Annotated in this window: 18 protein-coding genes; 7 read left to right on the top strand and 11 right to left on the bottom strand. The window is 40.5% G+C overall.

The window, feature by feature from the left end; translation table 11 throughout:
• Window positions 1-83: 83 nt before the first annotated feature.
• From H3299_RS00555 to H3299_RS00525, 7 genes are all read right to left on the bottom strand, one after another.
• Window positions 84-1,160, bottom strand: coding sequence for an ABC transporter substrate-binding protein (locus H3299_RS00555; RefSeq protein ID WP_182418417.1), 1,077 nt, complete (start codon window positions 1,158-1,160; stop codon window positions 84-86).
• 78 nt (window positions 1,161-1,238) lie between these two features.
• Window positions 1,239-2,675, bottom strand: coding sequence for an FAD-binding oxidoreductase (locus H3299_RS00550; protein WP_182418416.1), 1,437 nt, complete (start codon window positions 2,673-2,675; stop codon window positions 1,239-1,241).
• 290 nt (window positions 2,676-2,965) lie between these two features.
• Window positions 2,966-3,280 carry a hypothetical protein gene (locus H3299_RS00545; RefSeq protein ID WP_182418415.1) on the bottom strand — a complete coding sequence of 105 codons (315 nt, stop codon included), beginning with the start codon at window positions 3,278-3,280 and terminating at the stop codon, window positions 2,966-2,968.
• 324 nt (window positions 3,281-3,604) lie between these two features.
• Window positions 3,605-3,919, bottom strand: coding sequence for a hypothetical protein (locus H3299_RS00540; protein ID WP_182418414.1), 315 nt, complete (start codon window positions 3,917-3,919; stop codon window positions 3,605-3,607).
• A 524-nt stretch (window positions 3,920-4,443) separates the two neighbouring features.
• Window positions 4,444-5,034 carry an ankyrin repeat domain-containing protein gene (locus tag H3299_RS00535; protein ID WP_246708241.1) on the bottom strand — a complete coding sequence of 197 codons (591 nt, stop codon included), beginning with the start codon at window positions 5,032-5,034 and terminating at the stop codon, window positions 4,444-4,446.
• A gap of 255 nt (window positions 5,035-5,289) precedes the next feature.
• Window positions 5,290-6,144 carry an ATP-binding protein gene (locus H3299_RS00530; RefSeq protein WP_182418413.1) on the bottom strand — a complete coding sequence of 285 codons (855 nt, stop codon included), beginning with the start codon at window positions 6,142-6,144 and terminating at the stop codon, window positions 5,290-5,292.
• Window positions 6,145-6,192: 48 nt separating this feature from the next.
• The gene (locus H3299_RS00525) at window positions 6,193-7,392 is read right to left on the bottom strand and encodes an AAA family ATPase (protein ID WP_182418412.1); all 1,200 of its coding nucleotides are present in this window, start codon (window positions 7,390-7,392) and stop codon (window positions 6,193-6,195) included.
• A gap of 221 nt (window positions 7,393-7,613) precedes the next feature.
• On the opposite strand from H3299_RS00525, the gene H3299_RS00520 reads away from it, so the two are divergent.
• The 3 genes from H3299_RS00520 to queE all read left to right on the top strand — a co-directional run bounded on the left by H3299_RS00520 (window position 7,614) and on the right by queE (window position 10,409).
• Entirely contained in the window at window positions 7,614-9,134 is a 1,521-nt protein-coding gene (locus H3299_RS00520; RefSeq protein WP_182418411.1) for a metallophosphoesterase, read from the top strand.
• A 171-nt stretch (window positions 9,135-9,305) separates the two neighbouring features.
• A complete protein-coding gene (gene queD / locus H3299_RS00515; RefSeq protein ID WP_182418410.1) occupies window positions 9,306-9,674 on the top strand; it encodes a 6-carboxytetrahydropterin synthase QueD in 369 nt (122 codons plus the stop codon).
• Window positions 9,675-9,686: 12 nt separating this feature from the next.
• On the top strand, window positions 9,687-10,409 hold the full coding sequence (gene queE, locus H3299_RS00510) for a 7-carboxy-7-deazaguanine synthase QueE (protein ID WP_182418409.1): 723 nt from the start codon (window positions 9,687-9,689) through the stop codon (window positions 10,407-10,409).
• A 419-nt stretch (window positions 10,410-10,828) separates the two neighbouring features.
• On the opposite strand, the gene acs is transcribed toward queE, so the two are convergent.
• The 4 genes from acs to H3299_RS00490 all read right to left on the bottom strand — a co-directional run bounded on the left by acs (window position 10,829) and on the right by H3299_RS00490 (window position 16,288).
• A complete protein-coding gene (gene acs, locus H3299_RS00505) occupies window positions 10,829-12,778 on the bottom strand; it encodes an acetate--CoA ligase (protein ID WP_182418408.1) in 1,950 nt (649 codons plus the stop codon).
• Window positions 12,779-13,190: 412 nt separating this feature from the next.
• Window positions 13,191-14,195 carry a tetraacyldisaccharide 4'-kinase gene (lpxK, locus tag H3299_RS00500; protein ID WP_182418407.1) on the bottom strand — a complete coding sequence of 335 codons (1,005 nt, stop codon included), beginning with the start codon at window positions 14,193-14,195 and terminating at the stop codon, window positions 13,191-13,193.
• A 4-nt stretch (window positions 14,196-14,199) separates the two neighbouring features.
• Window positions 14,200-15,528 carry a 3-deoxy-D-manno-octulosonic acid transferase gene (locus H3299_RS00495; protein ID WP_182418406.1) on the bottom strand — a complete coding sequence of 443 codons (1,329 nt, stop codon included), beginning with the start codon at window positions 15,526-15,528 and terminating at the stop codon, window positions 14,200-14,202.
• A gap of 1 nt (window position 15,529) precedes the next feature.
• Window positions 15,530-16,288, bottom strand: coding sequence for a lysophospholipid acyltransferase family protein (locus tag H3299_RS00490; RefSeq protein WP_182418405.1), 759 nt, complete (start codon window positions 16,286-16,288; stop codon window positions 15,530-15,532).
• Between the two features lie 655 nt (window positions 16,289-16,943).
• Between H3299_RS00490 and H3299_RS00485 the strand changes: the two genes are divergently transcribed.
• The 4 genes from H3299_RS00485 (at window position 16,944) to H3299_RS00470 (ending at window position 22,453) form a co-directional block, all read left to right on the top strand.
• Entirely contained in the window at window positions 16,944-18,446 is a 1,503-nt protein-coding gene (locus tag H3299_RS00485) for an efflux transporter outer membrane subunit (protein ID WP_182418404.1), read from the top strand.
• A gap of 66 nt (window positions 18,447-18,512) precedes the next feature.
• Window positions 18,513-19,721 (top strand): efflux RND transporter periplasmic adaptor subunit, encoded by a 1,209-nt coding sequence (locus H3299_RS00480; RefSeq protein WP_182418403.1) that lies wholly within the window; start codon window positions 18,513-18,515, stop codon window positions 19,719-19,721.
• A 5-nt stretch (window positions 19,722-19,726) separates the two neighbouring features.
• The gene (locus H3299_RS00475; protein ID WP_182418402.1) at window positions 19,727-21,718 is read left to right on the top strand and encodes a MacB family efflux pump subunit; all 1,992 of its coding nucleotides are present in this window, start codon (window positions 19,727-19,729) and stop codon (window positions 21,716-21,718) included.
• Between the two features lie 222 nt (window positions 21,719-21,940).
• Window positions 21,941-22,453, top strand: a complete 513-nt coding sequence (locus H3299_RS00470) for a hypothetical protein (RefSeq protein ID WP_182418401.1) — start codon at window positions 21,941-21,943, stop codon at window positions 22,451-22,453.
• Window positions 22,454-22,557 lie beyond the last annotated feature (104 nt).

Genomic DNA, 22,557 nt, shown 5'->3' with positions numbered 1-22,557 from the left:
AAAGCAACCCTGTTCAAAAGCCCCAAAGGGCTTTTGAGTGATTAAAATGGCTTTATCTATTGTTGATTAAGCAGGCTTTTGGTTTAGCTCAAAAGCCACTGATTATAATCTGTGATGAGCTTTTCTTGATTGTCGCGCCAATATTTTGCATCAATCTGAATGCCTTTTTCACTATTCGCAGGGAAGCTTGGGCAATTTTTTGCAACATTTGGATCGATAAATTCAAAAGCATCAACTTGGGCAACACCGGCGGGGAAGAATTTCATGAGCTCGGCATTGCGCTTGGCATCGGACGCAAAAATAATAAATTCACGGCAAAGATCAGCATTGGGCGTACCTTCCAAAATAGACCAATTATCCACGCCCCAAATATTTTGATCCCAAACAACACCAATATCGCTGCCGGCTGCAATGGCCGAATGTGCGCGTGAAACCCAAACAGGCACCATGTCGACTTCGCCAGATTGCAACATTTGCTCGACCTGCGCGCCACTTGTCCAAAAGACTTCAATTTCATTTTTGATTTGATCAAGCTTTTTAAATGCTCGCTCGGTATCGCAAGGATACATATTAGCAATATCGACACCATCGGCAAAAAGCGCTTCTTCAATCGTATCAAAGGGATGACGACGCAAAGCGCGGCGGCCTTCAAATTTTTCAATATCATAAAAATCAGCCCATGAAGCAGGAGCTTGCTTGTTTTCAAAGGCTTCATTGCGATAAGCAAGGATTGTCGCATAAATATTATTGCCAACACCCCATTCGCTCATATATTTTTGCGGAATTGTTGAAATGACTGGATCACTTTCAAGGCCATGCTTTTGCAAATATTTGCGCTCACCAGAGGTTAAAACCAAAATAGTTGGCTGAGAAATTTTAGCCATATCCCAAGTATATGTACCAGTTTCTACCATAGAACGGATTTGCGCTGCAGGCTCTGCATTCGCAGGTACACCAATAACCTCAATACCGGTTTTTTCGGTAAATGGACGATAGAATACTTCGGTGTAAGCCTGATTATAAATGCCACCATCATCTCTTACAGTAATACGTTTTTTACCCTGTGCTCGTGATGGGCTCCAAACTGCGGGGGCGGCAAGCGCTACAGTGCTAAAAGCACCAAGTTTTAATATATTTCTACGCGATATTTGATTTTTCATTGCATTCTCCTCACTTAGTTTTGCTCTCCCCTCATCACAACCATGAAAGCTTTGAGCTTATTTTTACAAAGACATTTATTACATATCCGGCAGCAATACACCGGGATTCATTATATTTTTTGCATCAAAGGCTGATTTAATTGCCCGCATCATTTTTAATTCTACATCAGATTTAAAATGTGCCATTTCAGGTAAATGCATGCGCCCTATGCCATGCTCAGCGCTAAATGTTCCCTTATAAGACAAAGCCGCTTCATCAACCGCACGCCTAAGGCGTTGTGCTAATTGGTCACGATTTTCACATTTTTCCCAAACATCAAAAGATAAAAATGGAATAAAATGAATATTGCCATCACCAAGATGTGCAACAATGATAATTGGTAGGTTTTCTATGATTGCATGAACATTAGTTGTGGCATCTTCGATAAAATTAACGATAGCCGACAAAGGCACAGCGCAATCTGTTGTAAGCCCAATACCCGCCTTTTTATTTGCCTCCGAAACGCTATGACGAATTTCCCATAAATCAAAATACTGTTTTTGGCTTAAAGCAATGATCGCATCATCAACCAATTCATTTTCAAAGGCTTGCTCTAAAACAGTTTGTAAAAGGTCATTTAATGCAGCATCGGATGTGTTGTCCGATAATTCGATTAACAAATGCCAATTATGGTGTTCTTGCAACGGAGAGCGGCGGTCTGCCACAAATTCAACCACCAAATCTAATTGGAAGTCATTCATCAATTCAAAAGCCGAGAGTTTTGCCCCACATGCCTGCTGAAAAAGCGGCAATAATTTTAAAACACTATCCAATGAAGAAAAGCCGAGCCATGCAAGCGCATGATTATGCGGCAAAGGGTGTAATTTTAATACTGCCTTGGTTATTATGCCAAGCGTACCTTCAGCGCCGATAAATAATTGTTTTAAATCATAGCCGGTATTATTTTTGCGCAAACCATTAAGCCCCGACCAGATACTACCATCGGCAAGAACAACTTCTAAGCCCAAGACATTTTCACGGGTATTGCCATAACGCAAAACCGATGTGCCACCGGCATTGGTTGCAATCGTGCCACCTATTTGGCATGAACCTTCCGCACCAAGGCTTACTGGATAATAGCGATCAACTTCTTTGGCTGCGTCATGGATATTTGCTAAAATACAGCCAGCCTCGACCTCGATAGTATTGCCAATAACATCTACATTTAAAATGCGATTGAGCCGCTTTAAGCCGATAATCACTGCCTGTTTGCCACTATCATCGGCATTTTGGGGAACTGATCCTCCACAAAGACTGGTATTGCCACCTTGTGGCACAACGGCAATATCCAGCTCATAGCATAGTTTTAAAACCTTGCTTAGCTCATCCGTATTAGCGGGATATAAAATGCAAAGGGCCTCCCCCTCATATCTGCCGCGCCAATCCTGCGCAGCTATTGCAATTTCATCCCTATCGGTAACGACAGCCTGAGTGCCAATCAGCTTTGTTACATGATCAATAAATGCTCTTCCCATTTTAATCTCATTGCGATTAATGTAACTGCAATAAGAATACATCAATGAAAATGAATTACAATACTATTTTTTTTATAAACAGCTTATCTTCATTTTTCTTCATCTCACCGCGAGAAATTTTTGATGTTTTACCCATGCAAAAATCCACCATGTTTAAAAACACAATGGTCAAAAATAGGTAGGCCTAAAACAACCAATAGCCTCACACTTTGATGTTGATCTAGCTAAAGAATAATTTTTGCAGCGAGGCTCAATCGGGTTAACATCCAATGAGAGCATAAATATCTTTGTTATTGTTTTATATTATATTTCGCAGCACAATAATTAATCCACTTTTGTATACGACTATTTTTGCTTTTTTCAGATAATTGGCCACTCAGTTCTATGCTGTAAGCAGTAATGTCGTCTTTTTTGATGGAACGGTCCAATTTTACCCCGTTATAAACACATTGATTATATTTGTTGCACAATGAAGTATTCTGTTGGCACCCTTTGTCAAGAAGATGAGCTAAAGAAACAACCCTTAGGATGCGATCGGCATCTAATGCACATGCGCTGCAAATCAATAAACTTCCAATAAATAGGATGTGCAATATTTTACGCATAATATTCCCTTAAAATGATTTAAATAAAATCCAAACATTGATATAGTTAGATCGTGCTTATCACGCATTATTTTTAAACTTCGGTATTTTCCGTAAGTATATAATGCAATTTTAAAGTATATATACTTTGTTTTTTATAATATATATCGGTTCTTTAATAAAAAAATTTATGTGTTTTTACTTGTTTTTTTTTGGAATTAGGATTTTTATAATCTATTTATATATTATTGCAATTTTTCACATACTAATAATTTTGGCTTTGTCGCATATCTATGAAGGAAAGTCCTTTGGGTTAACATCCAATGAGAGCATAAAATATCTTTGTTATTGTTTTATATTATATTCTGCGGCACAATAATTAATCCACTTTTGTATACGACTATTTTTGCTTTTTTCAGATAATTGGCCACTCAGTTCTATGCTGTAAGCAGTAATGTCGTCTTTTTTGATGGAACGGTCCAATTTTACCCCGTTATAAACACATTGATGATATTCATTGCACAATGAAGTACTATGGTGACACCCCTTCTCAAGTTTAGAAGCTAAACCAATAGCCCTCATGGGGCGATCGACATCTAATGCACATGCGCTGCAAATCAATAAACTTCCAATAAATAGCATGTGCAATATTTTACGCATAATATTTCCTTTAAATGATTTGAATAAAAGCCAAGCATTGATGGAACTGGATCGTGTTTATCACGCCTTGTTTTTTTAAACTTCGGTATTGCTTTTTTATAAATATATAATGCCACTTTAAAGTGGCTATACTTTGTCAATTATAATATTAATCGGTTTCGTTAATAAAAAACTTAAGTGTTTTTACTTGTTTTGCGATTGGTATTAGGATTTTGATAATCTATTTATATATTATTGCGATTTTCCACATACTAATAATTTGGGCTTTGTCGCATATCTTCGCATATCTATGAAGGAAAGTCATTCGGGTTATATTTCTTGTGCATCGGGAAATATATCATCAAGCATGTTGTCCCATCGCTTATCAAAATTACTCAGGCCAATCGACTAGTTTTGGCGATCATCAAATTCAAATAACAGTTTTATTTTATGGTGGCTTCTATGGATAGCAGTTTTCCATTTAATCCATGGCTTATCGCCTTCAAGTCGCGTAATGTCTTGAAGGCTGTGAAATAGATGAAGCTTTACCCTTGGACTTTTTCAAGAATGGCGACAATGTCCTTTTGGCCTTTTTGTTTTGCATGATCTAAGGCGGTGACACCATTTTTATCAGCAATTTTTGCATCTGCGCCATGATCTAATAAAATCTTGGTAATTTCGACATAATTTTTGCTACCATCGCCAAGAATGACCGTTTCTAGCAATGCCGTCCAACCAAGATTATTGACGTGATTGACATCAACGCCTGCTTCCAGCAAAGCTTTTACCGTTTCAACATGGCCGCGTTCACAGGCAGGAATAAGCGCTGTTCCGCCATAGCGATTAAGACTTTCCACATCTGCGCCATGCTCAAGGGTTAGGCGCAATATTTCTAGATGCCCACGTGCACCAGCATAAAGATAAGCACTATCTTGAATTTTATCCTTAGCATTGACGTCCGCGCCTGCCAAAATAAGTAGGCGAGCAATGTCAATGTCATTATTGCGGGTGGCAATTAATAAAGGGGTTGCGCCATCACTATCACGTGTTTCGATCGAAGCACCAAATTTTATCAATGCTTCAACATCGGTTTTATCGTTTTTTTGGACAGCTTCAATAAGCTGTTGCTCTTTAATTTTTTGACTTCTTGCCATAGCTGATCCTCCCCAAGCAATTGACATAATACCAAGCCCTAGACCTAAAGCTTTCAACATATTCTTGACCATTTTAAAATTTCTCCTCGCAACATTAAAATTTAAGAATATAGCATGGATGTAAATTGCCGATAGTCTAAGGATTATAGACAGTTTGTTTGTCAAATGAATGACAAAGCCGCATTTTAACAAAGTCTATTTTTACAAAATGCGGCTCGCTTCAAAGGTTAGTTACGCTCACATACCATTCATCAATAATAATGATTGAATGGATGCTTCTTTTTTCATTTCAATTTCAGTCTTTAGCATTTGCGCAATGGCTTCAATATCTTCAACCGCCAATATATCGCATTTACGGGCAACAACGGCAAAATCACCAATGGTCAGTTGTGTTAATCCCAATACACTATCGGGCGCATCACTTTTGAAATAGCGTTTAAAAGCAAATTGGATTTGGTCATAATTTAATGGCAAAAATTCAATTTTAAACAAAAACCGCCTAAAGACCGCAGGGTCTAACCGCTCAACCAAATTAGTTGTCACTGCAAAAGGCAAAGGGTGGCTTTCCATCCAAGTCAGCATTTCATTAACCTGACTAACTTCCCAACTGCGAATAGCACCTTCGCGCTTAAACAACAACGAATCTGCTTCATCAATGATCAAGAATTCATTATTTTCAGCAACCTGCTTGAAGATGTTGGCGATGTTTTCTTCACTACCACCAACCCACATACTCAAAATATCTGATGCGCGCTTATGGGCTACTTTCATGCCAAGCTTATCAGCCAAGTGGCGGGCAAAAAGTGATTTTCCTGTGCCTGATGCTCCCATAAACAAAAAAGATAATGGCTTTGGCCCGAGATGAACAATTTTTTCGACCAATTGCTTTAAATCCGCATTTGAATTGGCAAGCTCAATCTCGAAATTTTTTGCCTGTGCTTTATCCTTATCTAAAGCGTGAGGTACTTCACCGCCAAGCGCCTTAAACACCGAATGAACAGCAGAAACGGCCATCCGCCCATCACCGCCACCCAAAGCCGCCGCTCTTAAGCCGCTTGCAAAAAGCGCCGGTGCTGCGGGTATCTTACTCAAAACCTCAAAGCTTTCACTATCAAGACGAACACCGTTTTTCTCAGCTTCTTAAGTAATAATCCGTTCGCGAATGGCTTTTGCTGGCTTTGGAAATTCAATAATACGCAGCATACGGCGCAAAATAGTTTCGCCAAGCTTTTCCAAGTCATTAACAATCCACACTACTGGAATTTCGCTGCTTTCAACCAATCTATTCATAAAGACTTTGGAGCCAGCGCGACCACGTGGATCATAATTATCAATGCCGGCAAAAATATCATCGGCCTCATCAACAATGGCAACAACCCTACCCGCTTTTTTACCAAGGGCAGACAAAAGCGATAAATGCACAAGACGTTCATAACGCGATGGATCGGTTTTATTGTCATCGCTTGCTTCACCAATAAAAGCAGCGCGTGCATCACTATGCTCGGCTAACAGCTTGGCAAATTCCGTTTTACCGGTACCCGGGGCGCCATAAAGCAATATGCCAACGCCTTTTGCGCCCTTATCAAGGCTACCACTTAATATACGAATAGCATCATCGCAATCTTGCGCCAAAAAATCATAATCGCTAAGGCTTAAGGTTGGTTTGGTTTGCAAGCCAACCAATTGGTTGCAAAGCTCGTCCATCTCAAAGCTTTCACCTTCAACGATCTTGATCAAAAGCTCAGATACGGTGCAGCTATCACCATGACGATCCTTAATCAGCCCCATTTGTATAAGATTTGAATCATCGCGCAATAATTCACGCATTTGCATGATATTTTTGCCAAGCACATCAGAAAGGTGCTTAAAATCTGGTTCACTGCGTAACCAACTATTATCATCAAAAGCTGATATCATTTTCATCAGTGGCAAAAACCGAACAAAGCGATAAACTGCATTTATAACAGCAACTTCATCACCATCTAATTTTAATATATCGGCGAGAATATCAAGACGCTTTTGCAAGTTTGATAGTCTAGGAACTGGCTGCTTTTGTTGAAAAATGGACGGCGTCAATGTTAAGCGAAAATCATCAATAGATAAACTCCCCTCTTCCAGCTTGACCATGCGATTAAATTCTGGGATCGAGAGACCCAATATAAGGTGATATTCCTCATACCAATTTAAAATTTCCTGATTAATTACATATTTATTGCGCTTCTTTGTACCATGCAAAATTCGCAAAAAATAATAGCCAATCATATAGTATTCATAAGCATCGTCCCATAAATTAGCAGTATTTTGAGGCTGTTCTTGTTTATTAATTATATTATCCTGCATTATATCCTCTTTTTTCATGAGGGTGTCCTACCTAAGAAATATGACAAAATTTGTTATGGTCGAAACAAATTCGCTTTAAAACTGAGAGATAATAAAATAATTTGTACAATTTTTACTTGCTAAGACGTAGTTTCTTGGCCATTGTTAGCTTTCAATATCAAGCGTTACCGCCTTTATAAGATAGAATATTACTATTTTATAGTGAAAATAGAGGAATTTTCATGCAAAAAATAGCAATTTTATCCGATATCCATTTGCATGATATTTATTTCGGCTATGGTCTTTTTGAAGCAGACAGTGGCGATCTTGGTTTGCGTAGCTTAAAAGATAGTATGGCTTCCACCCGCGTTTTTAATGAAAGTATTGCCGCTCTTAACAACGCTCTTAATGATATTCAAAAACGCGGCATTAAACATGTGGTGCTACTTGGTGATTTAACCGATGATGGACAAGCCCCCAATTATCAAGCATTAAAAAATATTCTCGATAAAATGTCCTTGCATTATCAAATGCAATTTTATGCACTTTTTGGCAATCATGACTGTTTTGGCGATCAAGGAAAGCTACTTGAAAAATGGTTGGTGAAAGCCAGCGATCAACAGGGCATTCATGTAACAGGTAACAAGCAAGCGGAAGGCCATGTATTTTATAGCCCCGACATGGTTTGCTCGACAAAAGCCCAAGCGCTAGAATACACAAAGCATTGGGGTATGGGCGAAAGCCCAAATTTTATTTACCACGAAACGCCTAAAAAATGGCTGCAAGCATCGGGGAAAAGCACCGATGATTATAGTTTTTTAGCAAGTGATAGTTCTTATTTACTTGAAATAGAAGATGATATTTGGCTTATTTTATTGGATGGCAATATTGTACGGCAAGATAGGACAGGCAAATATATTTTGCATGCTAATGCTGCTTGGCAAAAAACGCTTGAATATCGCCCCTATATTGAAGGTTGGATTGCCGATATTGTAAGGCGCGGTAAGCAAAAAGGCAAAACAGTTTTGGCTTTTTCCCATTACCCAATGGTTGGTTTTCCGCGCCATGAACAAACAAATATGCTAGCGGGCGGTGTAAGCTGGGCAAAACGTATGCCAGCCTTAGCCTTTAGTGAAAAATTAGCAAAGACTGGTCTTTGCTATCATTTTAGCGGTCATATGCATGCTCTTGGCCATTCGCAATTTAATAACCTCCATAATTATGCCATGCCTTCAACTGTAAGCTTTCCCGCAGGTTATGGTATCATTGAAATTGATAATGGCAACATCACTATTGATGCCATTTTGCTTGAAAATGTTGAAAATTTCGAAATTGCCTTTCCACTTTATAAAAATGAACGCAGCAGCCATTTTAAAGATACCGATTTTATCGGAGATTACCAAGGCTTCCTTTTATCGTCTATCCGTCATTTAATTGACCATAAATATTTAAAACGCGATTGGCCCCATGATTTTCTAGACATCAAAGAGCAATTGCTTATCGCATTTATATCACCCCGCGCACTGCTTTATCGATCGGTACCGCAAAAATTGACAATATACCAATGCCTTATTGATTATTATCTTTTGCTTTTTGGCTCCTATTTCGCGCTGCCCCATATAGATGAGGAAAATATAAATTTTTATCAAAGCCTGCCGGTATGCTTTAACGCAGAAGAATTTCTAAAAAATGAGCAGTCTTTTATCTCACTAATCGATTTCTTAGGGATTATGAGCAAACAAGCAAAATCTTTTGCCGCTTAAAAGCCTTTACTTTTTACTGTGCTAATGATAATCGCCAGCTTACGGTCGCAGCCTACCCGTTTAAAACAAGGACAACATTATGCTTAGAGTAAACTATGCGGTACCCCATACCGCTGGCATTGCTATTAATGCCGCAATTAAACCACGTTTTGACATAAGGTGGTTTGAACTATGTTTATAATTTCCAAAGAATTTCATTTTTCCGCATCGCATCAGTTGACAGCCTTACCGCAAAGTCACCCATGCGCCCGTTTACATGGCCATAATTATATTGTGGTCATTGAACTTGCCGCAGAAAATCTTGATGAATTTGGCTTTGTTGTTGATTATCGAGAACTGGCTTTTGCTAAAAAAATCATTGATGATGAATATGACCATCGACATTTAAATGATGTTTTAGGCCATGATCTTGTCACAGCTGAAAATCTTGCCCGTCATTTTTATGAGCGTTTCAAACCGCAATGCCCACAAATAACCGCGGTTAGAGTAAGTGAAACACCGAAAACTTGGGCTAAATATTGCCCTAAGCATAACGATTAATGGTATTGATCAATGACTGATACAATTCGCATTTGCGAAATTTTTGGCCCTACCATTCAAGGTGAGGGCGTACTTATTGGCATGCCAACGGTTTTTGTACGTACTGGTGGCTGTGATTATCGTTGCGACTGGTGTGATACGCTTTATGCGGTTGAGAGTAGCTATCGTCAGCAATGGCAGCCAATGACAAGCAGCAGCATATTAAATGAAGTTGAAAAACTATCCAATGGTCGCTCTATTATGGTGTCCTTATCGGGTGGTAACCCTGCTATTCAACCGCTTGATAATCTTATTCATACTGGCAAAGAACGCGGTCATTCCTTTGCAATGGAAACCCAAGGCTCTATCGTCAAACCATGGTTTAAAGATCTTGATTGGCTGGTTTTAAGCCCCAAACCACCATCTAGCAAAATGCAATGCGACCGTACCATTTTAAAATCTGCAATAAAAGCTGCTAAAAATACCAAAGTCGTTTTGAAATTTGTCGTTTTTGATGATGTAGATTACCAATTTGCGCGATCAATTGGTGATGAGTTTTGCGATATTGACATTTATTTGCAGCCCGGCAATCACACGCCGCCGCAACCGCAAGACCTTGATGGTGAAATTGATACGAATGGCATTTTAAATCGCATGGAATGGCTAATTGACCGTGTCTGCCTAGATGGTTGGTTTAAAGCCCATGTCTTGCCGCAACTGCATGTTTTGATATGGGGCAATAAACGTGGCGTTTAAAGATTAATACTATACAAAAATTCTTTCAATCGGAATATGTGTAATAATATTTACAATTCTGTAGCTATAGAATGTCAATCTGCATTAGGGGCAGGACCTATTAATTTGAACGAAATGGTATGAGAAAATTTTTGTGATAACAAAAAAAATCCGCTGAGAAATATGAATATTTTCGAGGCTCTTTGACAAAGTTTTCGCGAAAATTTACTTGTATCCTGAAAGGACACAAAAACAGCTGTAATCTACTGCGTCGTAAAGCTCAAATGGGTATACCACCCACTTTTCGCTCTCCTCCTTGTAAATTTTTGCTGTTTATTGTGCCATTTCATTTAAATTAATAGGTCCTGACCCTAGCAAAGTTGACATTCTATTTTATAAAACTCTATGCAAAACCATTGCACAGTTTTGCATGAGATTTCTTAGCCAATTGCTTTGCGCCCAGCAATCAAATCATCAACAACGGCGGGATCGGCAAGGGTTGATGTATCACCAAGGCTTTCAAATTCATTTTCAGCAATTTTACGCAAGATACGCCGCATAATTTTGCCCGAACGGGTTTTTGGCAAGCCAGGTGCAAATTGAATTTTATCAGGTGTTGCAATTGGTCCGATATCTTTGCGCACATGTTGGATAAGCTCTTGGCGTAGTGCATCGGTTGGTTCAATGCCTTCCATCAAAGAAACATAGCAATAAATGCCTTGACCTTTGATTGCATGGGGGAAGCCAACAACTGCAGCCTCTGCCACCGAGTGATCAGAAACCAGTGCGGATTCAACTTCTGCAGTACCAAGGCGGTGACCAGACACATTAAGCACGTCATCCACACGACCAGTTAGCCAATAATAGCCATCTTCATCGCGCCGACAGCCATCACCAGAAAAATATTTTCCCTTATAGGTGGAAAAATAGGTTTCAACAAAACGCTCATGATCTTTATAGATACTGCGCATTTGCCCCGGCCAAGAATCGGAAATGCAAAGATTGCCTTCACCCGCCCCTTCAAGAACATTGCCTTCTGCATCAACAATATCAAGCTTCACCCCAAAAAACGGCTTAGTTGCTGAACCGGGTTTAAGATCGGTTGCCCCCGGTAATGGCGTAATCATGTGGCCGCCAGTTTCCGTCTGCCACCATGTGTCAATTACCGGACAACGACCATCACCAACCACGTTATAATACCATTCCCAAACTTCAGGATTGATTGGCTCGCCCACTGTGCCAAGAATGCGCAGGCTTGTACGCCTTGAGCGGGTGACAAACTCATCTCCGGCCCCCATTAACGAGCGAATTGCCGTAGGCGCCGTATAAAAAATATTGACTTTATGCTTATCAACTACCTCCCAAAAACGGGCATTATCCGGGAAATTGGGCACACCTTCAAACATTAAGGTTGTAGCACCATTACATAATGGCCCATAAACAAGATAAGAATGTCCTGTAATCCAACCAGCGTCAGCCGTACACCAGTAAACTTCATTAGGGTGATAATCAAAAACATATTCATGGGTCATAGATGCATAAACAAGATAACCACCAGTAGTATGTAACACACCTTTTGGCTTACCAGTTGAGCCAGATGTATAAAGAATGAATAATGGATCTTCCGCCTTCATTTTGGCAGGTGGACAATCACCCTTCACATCAACCATTTCTTCATGATACCAGATATCACGACCTGGCGCCCAACCAATTTTACCACCGGTTCGGCGTACCACCAATACTTGATTGACAATAGTATATTGGCGAGCAGCAATATCAATAGCAAGATCAACATTTTCTTTCAAATGAATGGGCTTGCCACCGCGTACACCCTGATCTGCTGTAATCACAAAGGTTGACTCACAATCCACCAAGCGGCCAGCTAAAGCCTCTGGCGAAAAGCCAGCAAATACAACCGAGTGGATCGCGCCAATACGGGCGCAAGCAAGCATCGCATAGGCAAGCTCTGGAATCATTGGCAAATAAATGGTAACACGGTCACCTTTTTTGACACCGCGTTTTTTCAACACATTGGCAAAGCGGCAAACATTATCATAAAGTTCGCGATAGGTGATTTTTTTATCGATATAGGGATTGTCACCTTCCCAAATAATTGCAATTTGATCAGCACGGCTTTTTAAATGACGATCAATACAATTATAGCTGACATTGGTAACACCATCTTCATACCATTTAATCGATACACGGCCTTTAAAACTGGTATTTTTAACTTTAGTGAATGGCTTATACCAATCTATCCTGCGGCCATGGCGCGACCAGAATGTATCTGGATCCTTGATACTCTCATCATACCATTTGGTATAGGTATCCGCATCAAGCAAAGTATTTTTCTTTATGCTTGATGGCACGGGATAAACTTTATTGGTCATATTTTCCTCCAAAAATGCGCTTGCCACACATGTTGATGATGCAATCCTCATGCATCATCCAAATGGCAATCCTCCAACGCCCAACCTCTAACCGGTCCTCCTACAAACCGTTTCATTAGAGTTCTTTTAAACCATAACCGCTTTTTTTATAAAAAAGAAGAACTAATTTATTTTTCGCAATTTCTTTAAAATTTTTACCTATTTCAAATAAATGATAAATATCAATTTATATAAATAATATATTGATAAAAAACAATTTTTATAAATTAAAAAGTATTTATTAGACTAATAATTTCATATTTTTTTAAATAAAAACGATCTGTTTTTTGAAAAAAAATTTAATAAAAAAATTAGATTTTAAACAATAGTAGCAAATTTTAGCGCATTCCAGACTCTATTATTCACTGTAAAATTAGCGGCTTTTAAATTTTTTAATTGTTTCAGCCAATAGGTCTTGGCCATAATCGGCATGGCTAAAAACCACTTCGACATCGATAATGATCAACTTTTCTAGGCTGGCAGCAAATTCTTGATCTTTCAAACGTACATAATCTTTGGCGGTGGTAACCAGCATAAGATCTTTGGTCTTTGCCTCAACAGCAATATTTTTTACCTCGCTAGCGGTAAAAAAATGATGGTCAGCAAAAACACGCTTTTCAACAATAATGCCGCCAAGCTCGCTTACACTTTCAAAAAACTTATCAGGATTGCCAATGCCGGCAAAGGCTAGCAATTTTTTATCCTTTAAATCGACACTGCTTGTTGGTTGTAACTTAGCATTAGTTATCTGCCCGCCATCTATTGGTAAAAACACTGTTTTATCAAATTGCGCTGCTCTATTGCCGATAATAAGAATTTTATCGGTAAATGCCAATTGCGTTGCAAGCGGTGCACGTAACGGGCCAGAGGGAAAAACAGCTCCATTACCAATGCCGCGCAATGCATCGACCACCAATAGGCTTAAATTAGGCAATAATTTACGGCTTTGAAACCCATCATCCATTAAAATGATATCACAGCCATGTTCTATCAAAGTTTTTGCCGCCAAAAAGCGATCTTGACAAACCGCAACAAGAGCATGGCGCGCTAATAATAAGGGTTCATCGCCGACCTTTGTTGCGTGATCTTTATCAATATCAACAATATGGACATTTTGTACCGAACCACCATGGCCGCGCGTTACAATGCCCGGCTTTAGCCCCATAGTTTTCGCCGTCTTTGCTAGGCTTATCGCCACTGGTGTTTTACCAGCTCCGCCAAGGGTAAAATTGCCAATACACAAAACCGGCACATCAACCTTTGGCACAGAATGACTTTGCATTTTTCTAGCCGCGAAATAACCATAGAACCAAGCAAAGGGGCTTAGTAAAAGGCTTGAAAGGCTGTTATTCTGCCACCAGAATTTTGGTGCCTGCACTTTTTTAATCCCGCTTATTCAACATATTATCAGCTTGACTTAATTGCGCTGCAAGAGTTAGCGGTTGTAAAAATTTTTCCAATACTTCAAAACAACGCTCTCTTGCCCCACTTAATTGCGTAATGGTTTGGCGGCCAGATTCAATCATCCGCTCACGCACATCGGGCCGTTCCAATAAATGATGAACATAACCGGCAAGCATGGTTGCATCATCAACCAATTGCACCGCTTCATTTTTCATCAAAGCCTGATAGGTTTCTTTAAAATTTTGAATATTGGGACCACTTAATATAGCTGCACCGCTCAAAGCAGGTTCGATAGGATTATGACCGCCCTCTCCGGCTAAGGATTTGCCAACAAAAGCAATTTGAGTAAGGCGCAAATAAAGCCCCATATCGCCAACCGTATCACCTAATAAAATATCAGTCTCATTTGTTGGCATTTGGTCATAGGCTTTACTGGCAAAGGTCAAACCAATATCATCGAAATGGCGGGCAATTACAGGCGCTCTTTCTACATGACGCGGCACAATAATTGTCAAAAGCCCAGGATGTTTTTTCAATAGCTTTTTATGCACCTCGGCCGCCATTGCTTCCTCTCCCTCATGGGTTGAGATAGCCGCCCAGACTGGGCGCAAACCAATTGCCTTTTTATAACGCTTAATCTCGGCCGGTTTACCTGGCAAAATAACATCAGCCTTCAAATTGCCCGATACCGATACACGCACTGCACCAAGGTCGCGGAAATATCGTGCATCTTCTTCCGTTTGGCAAACCACCGCATCAAATCTTGAAAAAATTTCATAAGCAACGCGTGAGCTTTTTTTCCACGACTTATAAGAACGCTCAGATAAATGGGCATTAAGCATGATTTGCGGAATTTTTCGGTTAGCAAGCTCAAAAATTCGTACTGGCCAAATTTCAGATTCGCAAACAATAGAAATATCTGGCTTCCAATAGTCTAAAAAACGCCTTGTACAAGAGACAATGTCAAGCGGCGCATATTGATGAATAACCCTATCAGCAAAACGCTCATCCGCAAGCCTTGCCGACGCGACTGTCCCAGTTGTCAATAATATATTGATTTTCATCAATAATATACGTTCAACAATTGGAATAAGCGCCATTGTTTCGCCAACACTTGCCGAATGCAGCCAGATTAATGGCCCCAATGGGCGTGGTTTTGTCGCTTTACCAAGCCGTTCACGCTTACGCTTTAATTCTTCTTTGCCACGTGCTGCACGCATTGACAGATAAAAAGGCGCAAAAGGGCGAAAGCTTGAGCCAAGCCCCCGATAAAATGACAATGCCAGTCTTGCTCTTAAATTACGCATATCAGCCCCGCTTTTTGTGGTGAAGCTTATCATAAGCCTCAACAGTTAAGCGGTTCATAATTTCTGTAAGTTCCTGTCGTTTTTTTTCCAATAAATCATCATCGGCATCCTCCGGCACAAAAACGGCATCCCCCATGAGAAAAATAGACCGACCAAAAGGCAATGGTATAGCGGTTTTATCCCAAGTTTTCTCCAGTATTTTTTCACGCGAAAAAGCATAAATATAAGGAACAATCGGGCGACCAGATAATTTGGCCAAAAGAATAATACCTTTGCCAGCTTCTCGTGCTGTACCATGGGCAATATCGGCAATCATTGCGGTTGTTTTACCAGCACGCAAGGACTTATTTAAGGTAATGAGCGCACGCGCACCGCCGCGCTCTGCCTTTTGTTTGTCACCGCGTCCACCCGAACCACGCACAGTTTCAAGCCCTAAAACCTCACTTACCCGCGCATTAAGTTCCGCATCCGCCGAACGAGAAAACATGGCAATGATTGTTTCCCCCTTAGGGCGCAAAAATGGCCCCATAATATGGCGACCATGCCAAAAGGTAATAATAAAAGGATTATATTTTTTATGGGCTTCTTTAGGATCATCCGAGTCTTTTAACAATGGATTTGTCCAATAAACCAGCCGTAAATAGGTTGCCATAAAATGCACCAGAAGGGATTTAAAAAATTTTGAATCCTTTAAAGGTTGCCGAATTTTACGCCATAAACGTTTTGAAAAGGGATCTTTAGAGGGTTGGTTATTATCCATATTACAATCTTAATCTTATTCCATTTGTTAATGGCCTAGTTCAACAACACACTAGGCTATCAATCGATTCGATGTTTTGGCGCGCATTCTTGTAAATGAGAATCGCAAAAGCCATGCTTTTTTACTGTGATGCATCATCAAATGCAAAATTTGTATCTATTTTTTGTAAAAAATTTGTTTTTAATAAAACAGAACGCTTTTGTCTTTACGCGATTAAACATGGATTGTCATCCAGCAGTTACCAATACAAAATAATTTAACAATCCTATTGTTAAAATTCAATAGATCTCTATTTGCAGTATCTCAAACATATTATCTCAGCTCTAAGCATTGGCATGAATAAAATTTTGCAATTATGACAAATAATTCACGAGCAAAATTTTAAAAAATATGTTTAAACGCAATTAGGCTAAACTCGGGCTTCTTTGACTTAGCTTAAAATAAAACCGCTTTAATAATAAAACAATTGAACAACAATCAAATATTTAGATTTTTAAAAAAATATTGTTGCTCTAACAATTGCATCGCTAAGAATTATGATGTTTAACCGCCATTCATATCAAACATGCTATTTTTTAGTCAAAATTTAAAGTAATCGCCAAAAAGCGCAAGAAAAATAGTCCAGTAGGGCCAACAGGTAGGAAACCTTTATAATATGTCTGCCACAAAGCACATAACCAAAAGACTAGCCAATAAAACATCCAACTATTCATTGGCTAAAAGCCTGTCGGCTGTGTTATCACTTTTTTTATTGGCAGGCTGTGTTGTTGGTCCAGATTATCAAAAGCCAAATCTTTCACTGCCAGCGAGCTGGTCTAAATCTAACAATTTAACGCCGCTGCAACCAGCGCAATTAGCCAATTGGTGGTATAAATTAAATGACCCCTTACTTGACCAATTAATTGATGTTGCTATTCGCGGTAATAATGATGTTGCAACCGCCAAGGCTAAAATTCGTGAAGCACGCGCTAGCCTTGCCTCGTCAAATAGCACATTATTTCCAAGTCTTAATGGATCAAGCTCTTATAATCGCAGCCGCACAGGCACGCAAAGCGACCAAGGCGCTTATCGCGGTGGCCTCGATAGTAGTTGGGAAATTGATCTTTTTGGTGCTAATCGGCGCGGTGTTGAGGCCTCACGTTATGGACTTGATGCCGCTAACGAAGATTTACGTGCAACATTGGTGACAATGATTGGTGATGTTGCAAGCTATTATGTTGAGGTACGCAGCCTACAAGCAAAACTTGCATTAACCCGCGAAAGCGTCGCTTCGCAGCAAAGCACGGCAAAGCTTACCCGCGATAAGTTTGCCGCCGGTGCCGTATCGCAGCTCGACGTATCAAATGCCGAGGGACAAACTGCTAGTACTGAAGCAAATATTCCTCAACTCGAAAGCCAATTAGCAAGCGCCACCCACCGTTTAGCGGTTTTAACAGGGCAACAACCAGCTGCACTTAATGCAATGATGGCAAAGCGCAAGGCCATTCCAACCCCCAAATGGCCAATTGCAAGTGGAATACCCGCCGATATTTTGCTAAACCGTCCAGATGTGCGAGTAAGCGAGCGCCAATATGCCGCAGCAACAGCACGCATTGGTCAAAAGGAAGCTGCGCGCTATCCATCGCTTTCACTTACCGGCAATATTTCAACATCCGCCTCACAAATTGGCGACCTTGGACGCAATTCATCGATTGCATGGGCGGTTGGCCCAAGTTTTAGCGTGCCAATTTTTAATGGTGGACAACGCGCTGCCGATGTAATGGCGGCCGAAGCTCAGCGCGATCAATATTTTATTGCATATCGTGCAAAAATCTTAACTGCCCTTGAGGAAGTTGAAAACGCCCTTGTTGCACTATCCAAAGATAGAATAAGAGCAGCCAAATTAGGACAAGCCGAGCGTTCTTATCGCCAAGCACTTGATCTTTCGCGCAATCTTTATACATCGGGTAATACTAGCTTTTTAGACCTTTTAACTGCTGAACGTTCTCATTATTCAGCGCAACAATCTTATATTGATGCGCAAGCATCCATCACCACCGATTATATTGCCCTAATGAAAGCTTTAGGTGGCGGTTGGAATGGAACATTAGATACAACTCGCAAAGAAGTTACCGACAGCAATACTGGGCCTCATATTCAACCACGAGCCAATCAATAACAAATGCCAATAAGAAGCAAATATATTTGCCAATACAATTAAATTTTTTGATAGGAATAAAGACTTATGTATAAACCAAAAAAGAAATTATTACTGGTTATCATCGCCGCCATTGCGCTGATTATTGTCTATTTTCTTTATCAAATGTTATTTTCGAGCCAAACAAGCGAACCCAACTATATGACTGCCCCGATAAAACGCGGTGATATTGAGGTAACCGCTCTTGCGACCGGTATTGTCAAACCATATCGCTTGGTGGCCGTAGGCGCGCGCGCAACGGGTCGTATTATTTCACTTAAAGTTCAGCCCGGCAGTGAAGTAAAAGAAGGCGATTTATTAGCCGAAATTGACTCAACCACTCAAGCAAATGATCTGAAAAACAAAGAAGCTGCGCTGAGCAACAATCACGCTAAGCTAGCAGAGCTGCAAGCTCAACTAGTACTTGCACAAAAAAACCTTGCTCGCCAAAAAAATATGATTGCGAGCAATGCAGTGTCAAAAGCTGATTTTGATAGTGCTGAGGCCGAGGTAAATGTGCGCCAAGCCCAAATTGACGCATTAAACGCGCAAATTATCCAATCGCAAGTGGATGTTGAGACAGCAAAAGTAGATCTTGGCTATACACGAGTTACGGCGCCTTTTGATGGAACGGTGCTTGCAACGGTTGTTCAAGAAGGCCAAAACGTTAATGCTGTTCAATCGGCGCCAACCATTGCAATTATTGGTGATCTTACCAAAATGACCATTCGTGCTGAAATTTCAGAAGCTGATGTTGTTAATGTAAAAACTGGCCAACCGCTTTATTTCAATGTGATCGGTAATCCAGAACGGCGCTATGATGGCGTTTTGGAAGCGATTGAACCAGCACCTGAATCTATTCGCAATGACATAAGTTTTAACTCAAGTGCGAGCACATCAAGTTCATCTTCGTCATCAGCTATTTATTATAATGGTATTTTCAATATTGATAATGCCGATGGTGCGTTGCGTACCTATATGACGGCTGAAGTCAAAATTATCCTTGGCAAATCGGAAAATGCACTTTTAATTTCAACCGATGGCTTAGGGGCGAAAAAACGTGATGGAAGCTATAATGTGCGAGTTCTTACCGAAAATGGCAAAGTCGAAACGCGAGATGTCAAAATAGGCCTTAATAATAAGGTGAACGCTGAAGTGCTCTCCGGCCTTAATGAAGGGGATAAAGTTATTACGGGCGGTGGCATGCCAAGTGGCCAACAAGGATCTGGCCGTGGTCGTGGCATGGGGCCGTGGTGAGTGTAATGGTAAGTCAAAAAAAACCACTTATCGTCCTTAAGGATGTGCGCCGCAATTATCCGGCTGGCGAAGGTGAAGTAAGCGTTCTCAAGGGCATTGATCTTACCATTTATGAAGGTGAAATGGTAGCGATTGTTGGGGCATCCGGCTCTGGCAAATCAACGCTTATGAATATTTTGGGCTGTCTTGACCGCCCATCATCAGGCAGTTACAAAATCAGGAATAGTGAAACCCTAGAGCTTGATGCCGATCAGCTTTCGGAATTGCGCCGTGACCATTTTGGCTTTATTTTTCAACGCTATCATCTTTTGGGTGAATTAACCGCCCTTGGCAATGTTGAAATTCCAGCAATTTATGCCAACATCAATCCAAGCGAGCGAAAAAAACGCGCAGAAGGACTTTTGCAACGCCTTGGTATGGGCGAGCGTGTCAACCACCGGCCGAGCCAATTATCAGGCGGCCAGCAGCAGCGTGTGTCAATCGCCCGCGCCTTGATGAATAATGGCGAAGTAATCCTTGCCGATGAACCAACCGGCGCGCTTGACAAACAATCTGGCGAAGAAGTTTTGCGCATCCTTGAAGAGTTACATGCTGAGGGGCGCACAATTATCATCGTTACCCATGATATGAATGTTGCCCGCCGTGCTGAACGTATTATTGAAATAAGTGATGGTGAAATTTTAACTGACACACCCAATATTACTGACGCTAATCCCGCTCAGCGTGGTGTTTCTGGTAAGGCTGATTTAATCGAAAAAGAAGATGTCGTTTATAAACGCAGCGGCTTTTTGCGTGGCTTTACCGATCGGTTCCTTGAAGCCTTTCGCATGGCAACCCTGTCAATGAACGCGCACCGCATGCGCACATTTTTGACTATGCTTGGCGTTATTATTGGTATTGCCGCCGTGGTATCAATGGTCGCGCTTGGTAATGGTACTAAGCAACAAATCTTAGAAAATATTAATCGCCTCGGCACCAATACGCTAACCATTTTTGCGGGCCGCAGCATGGCAGATTTACGTTCAGGCAAGATTACCACCCTTGTTGATGCTGATGCACAAGCACTTAAAGAACAACCCTATGCAGCCGCAGTAACGCCAAGCGTTTCAACGACAACAACCGCGCGTCGCGGGGGAATTGAGGCAAATGCATCACTGACAGGCGTTGGTGAACAATATTTTTCAGCTGAAGGCGCAACGCTTGTTGCAGGCCATTTATTTGACGAACAAAGCGTTAAAGATCGCACTCTTGATCTTGTTGTCGATCAAACCGCCGTCTCAACACTCTTTCCTGATGACCCTGATAAGGCGGTTGGTTCAGTTATTTTTATTGGTAAAGTCCCAGCGCGCATCATTGGTGTAATTGAATTGCAAAGTTTTGGCCCTGCCAGTGATACATTATCGCTCTATTTGCCTTATACTAGCGTTCAAACGCGCTTTTTAGGCACCACCACAGTGCGCTCGATTACTTTACGTGTTGATGATGCCTATGATTCCCGAGTTGTTGAAACAGCGGTTAAAAACTTTTTGACCATGCGCCACGGGTCTGAAGATTTTTTCATTCGCAATAGTGATGAGTTCCGCGAGCAAATTATGCAAAGTTCGCAAGTCCTAACCCTGCTGATTGCATCTATCGCTCTTATATCACTGATTGTTGGTGGTATTGGCGTCATGAACATTATGCTTGTGACTGTATCGGAGCGCATCAATGAAATTGGTGTACGCATGGCAGTTGGCGCGCGGCGCAGTGATATTTTGCAGCAATTTTTAATTGAAGCTATACTCGTCTGTTTAATCGGCGGTACGTTAGGTATTGCTTTTGGTTTGTCGGTTGGCTTCTTGTTTGATGTGCTTGGCGCACCTTTCAAACTTATATACACCAGTGGTTCGATCATTGCGGCATTTTTATCGTCCACCCTTATTGGTATTGTCTTTGGCTTTTTACCTGCCCGCAACGCATCAAAACTTGATCCTGTTGCCGCCCTTGCCAGAGATTAGAAATACGAGATTAGAAAATACAAGATAATAATAGAGCGCATTTAAACAACATGCGCTCTATTATAATTCCTAGATATTTTTGAATTCATTATAATATTTTTATTTGCCATTGGCACACCGACCATGTTTTTTAGTATCTTTCCATTGTCAATGTTTTAAAATATCTTCAAATAGACCGATTAGGGAGAACAAAAAATTTTAGCTTATACGTTTGAAGGATGTGTGAATAAAAGCTTTACCTATAAGCATTTTCATTCCTATGCCAAAATGATCTTTAATTGCTTAGAACAGGATATTCGAGGAATTTCATACGAATCTGATATTCTTACAATCCCAAAATATAAGCATTATCTCGAAGCAATTGATCCAATTTTTAAAGCAAATGAACCACTAAATAAAGTAACATATGCAAGCCTTAGCGAACTAAAAGACATTTCTGAATATATCTTTGACATACGTTTAGAGTGGCGCAATCATCATGCAAATGCTTTACACCATGATAAAAAATTTGATATCATAACATTTTATATTTGGGACAGATATAATCAACACCCAAGTTTTGGCGATGCCATTTCGATAGTTGAACAACTTTGCTTACATGCCATGGATTTGATGCAATTTAAAAAACTAAAATCGCCCGCACGCGACGTTTTAATGTCCTATATTTCCCATGATAATTATTTACAGCTTAGCGATTTTACTTGCATTGAAACACTAGAGCATATCCCCTTATAAGGGAGTTTGCCCACCTTGTAACATTTGATTAAAGATAAGCGTTAAGTGACTAAAGGGTAGCTTCTCGCCAATCCCGATTGGAAATCATATTACGCCCGTTTAAA

This window comes from Bartonella sp. HY038 (assembly GCF_014117425.1).
Classification (GTDB): domain Bacteria; phylum Pseudomonadota; class Alphaproteobacteria; order Rhizobiales; family Rhizobiaceae; genus HY038.
Note: the sequence above shows the minus strand (reverse complement) of the source record. Positions and strands in the feature narration are given on the sequence as shown.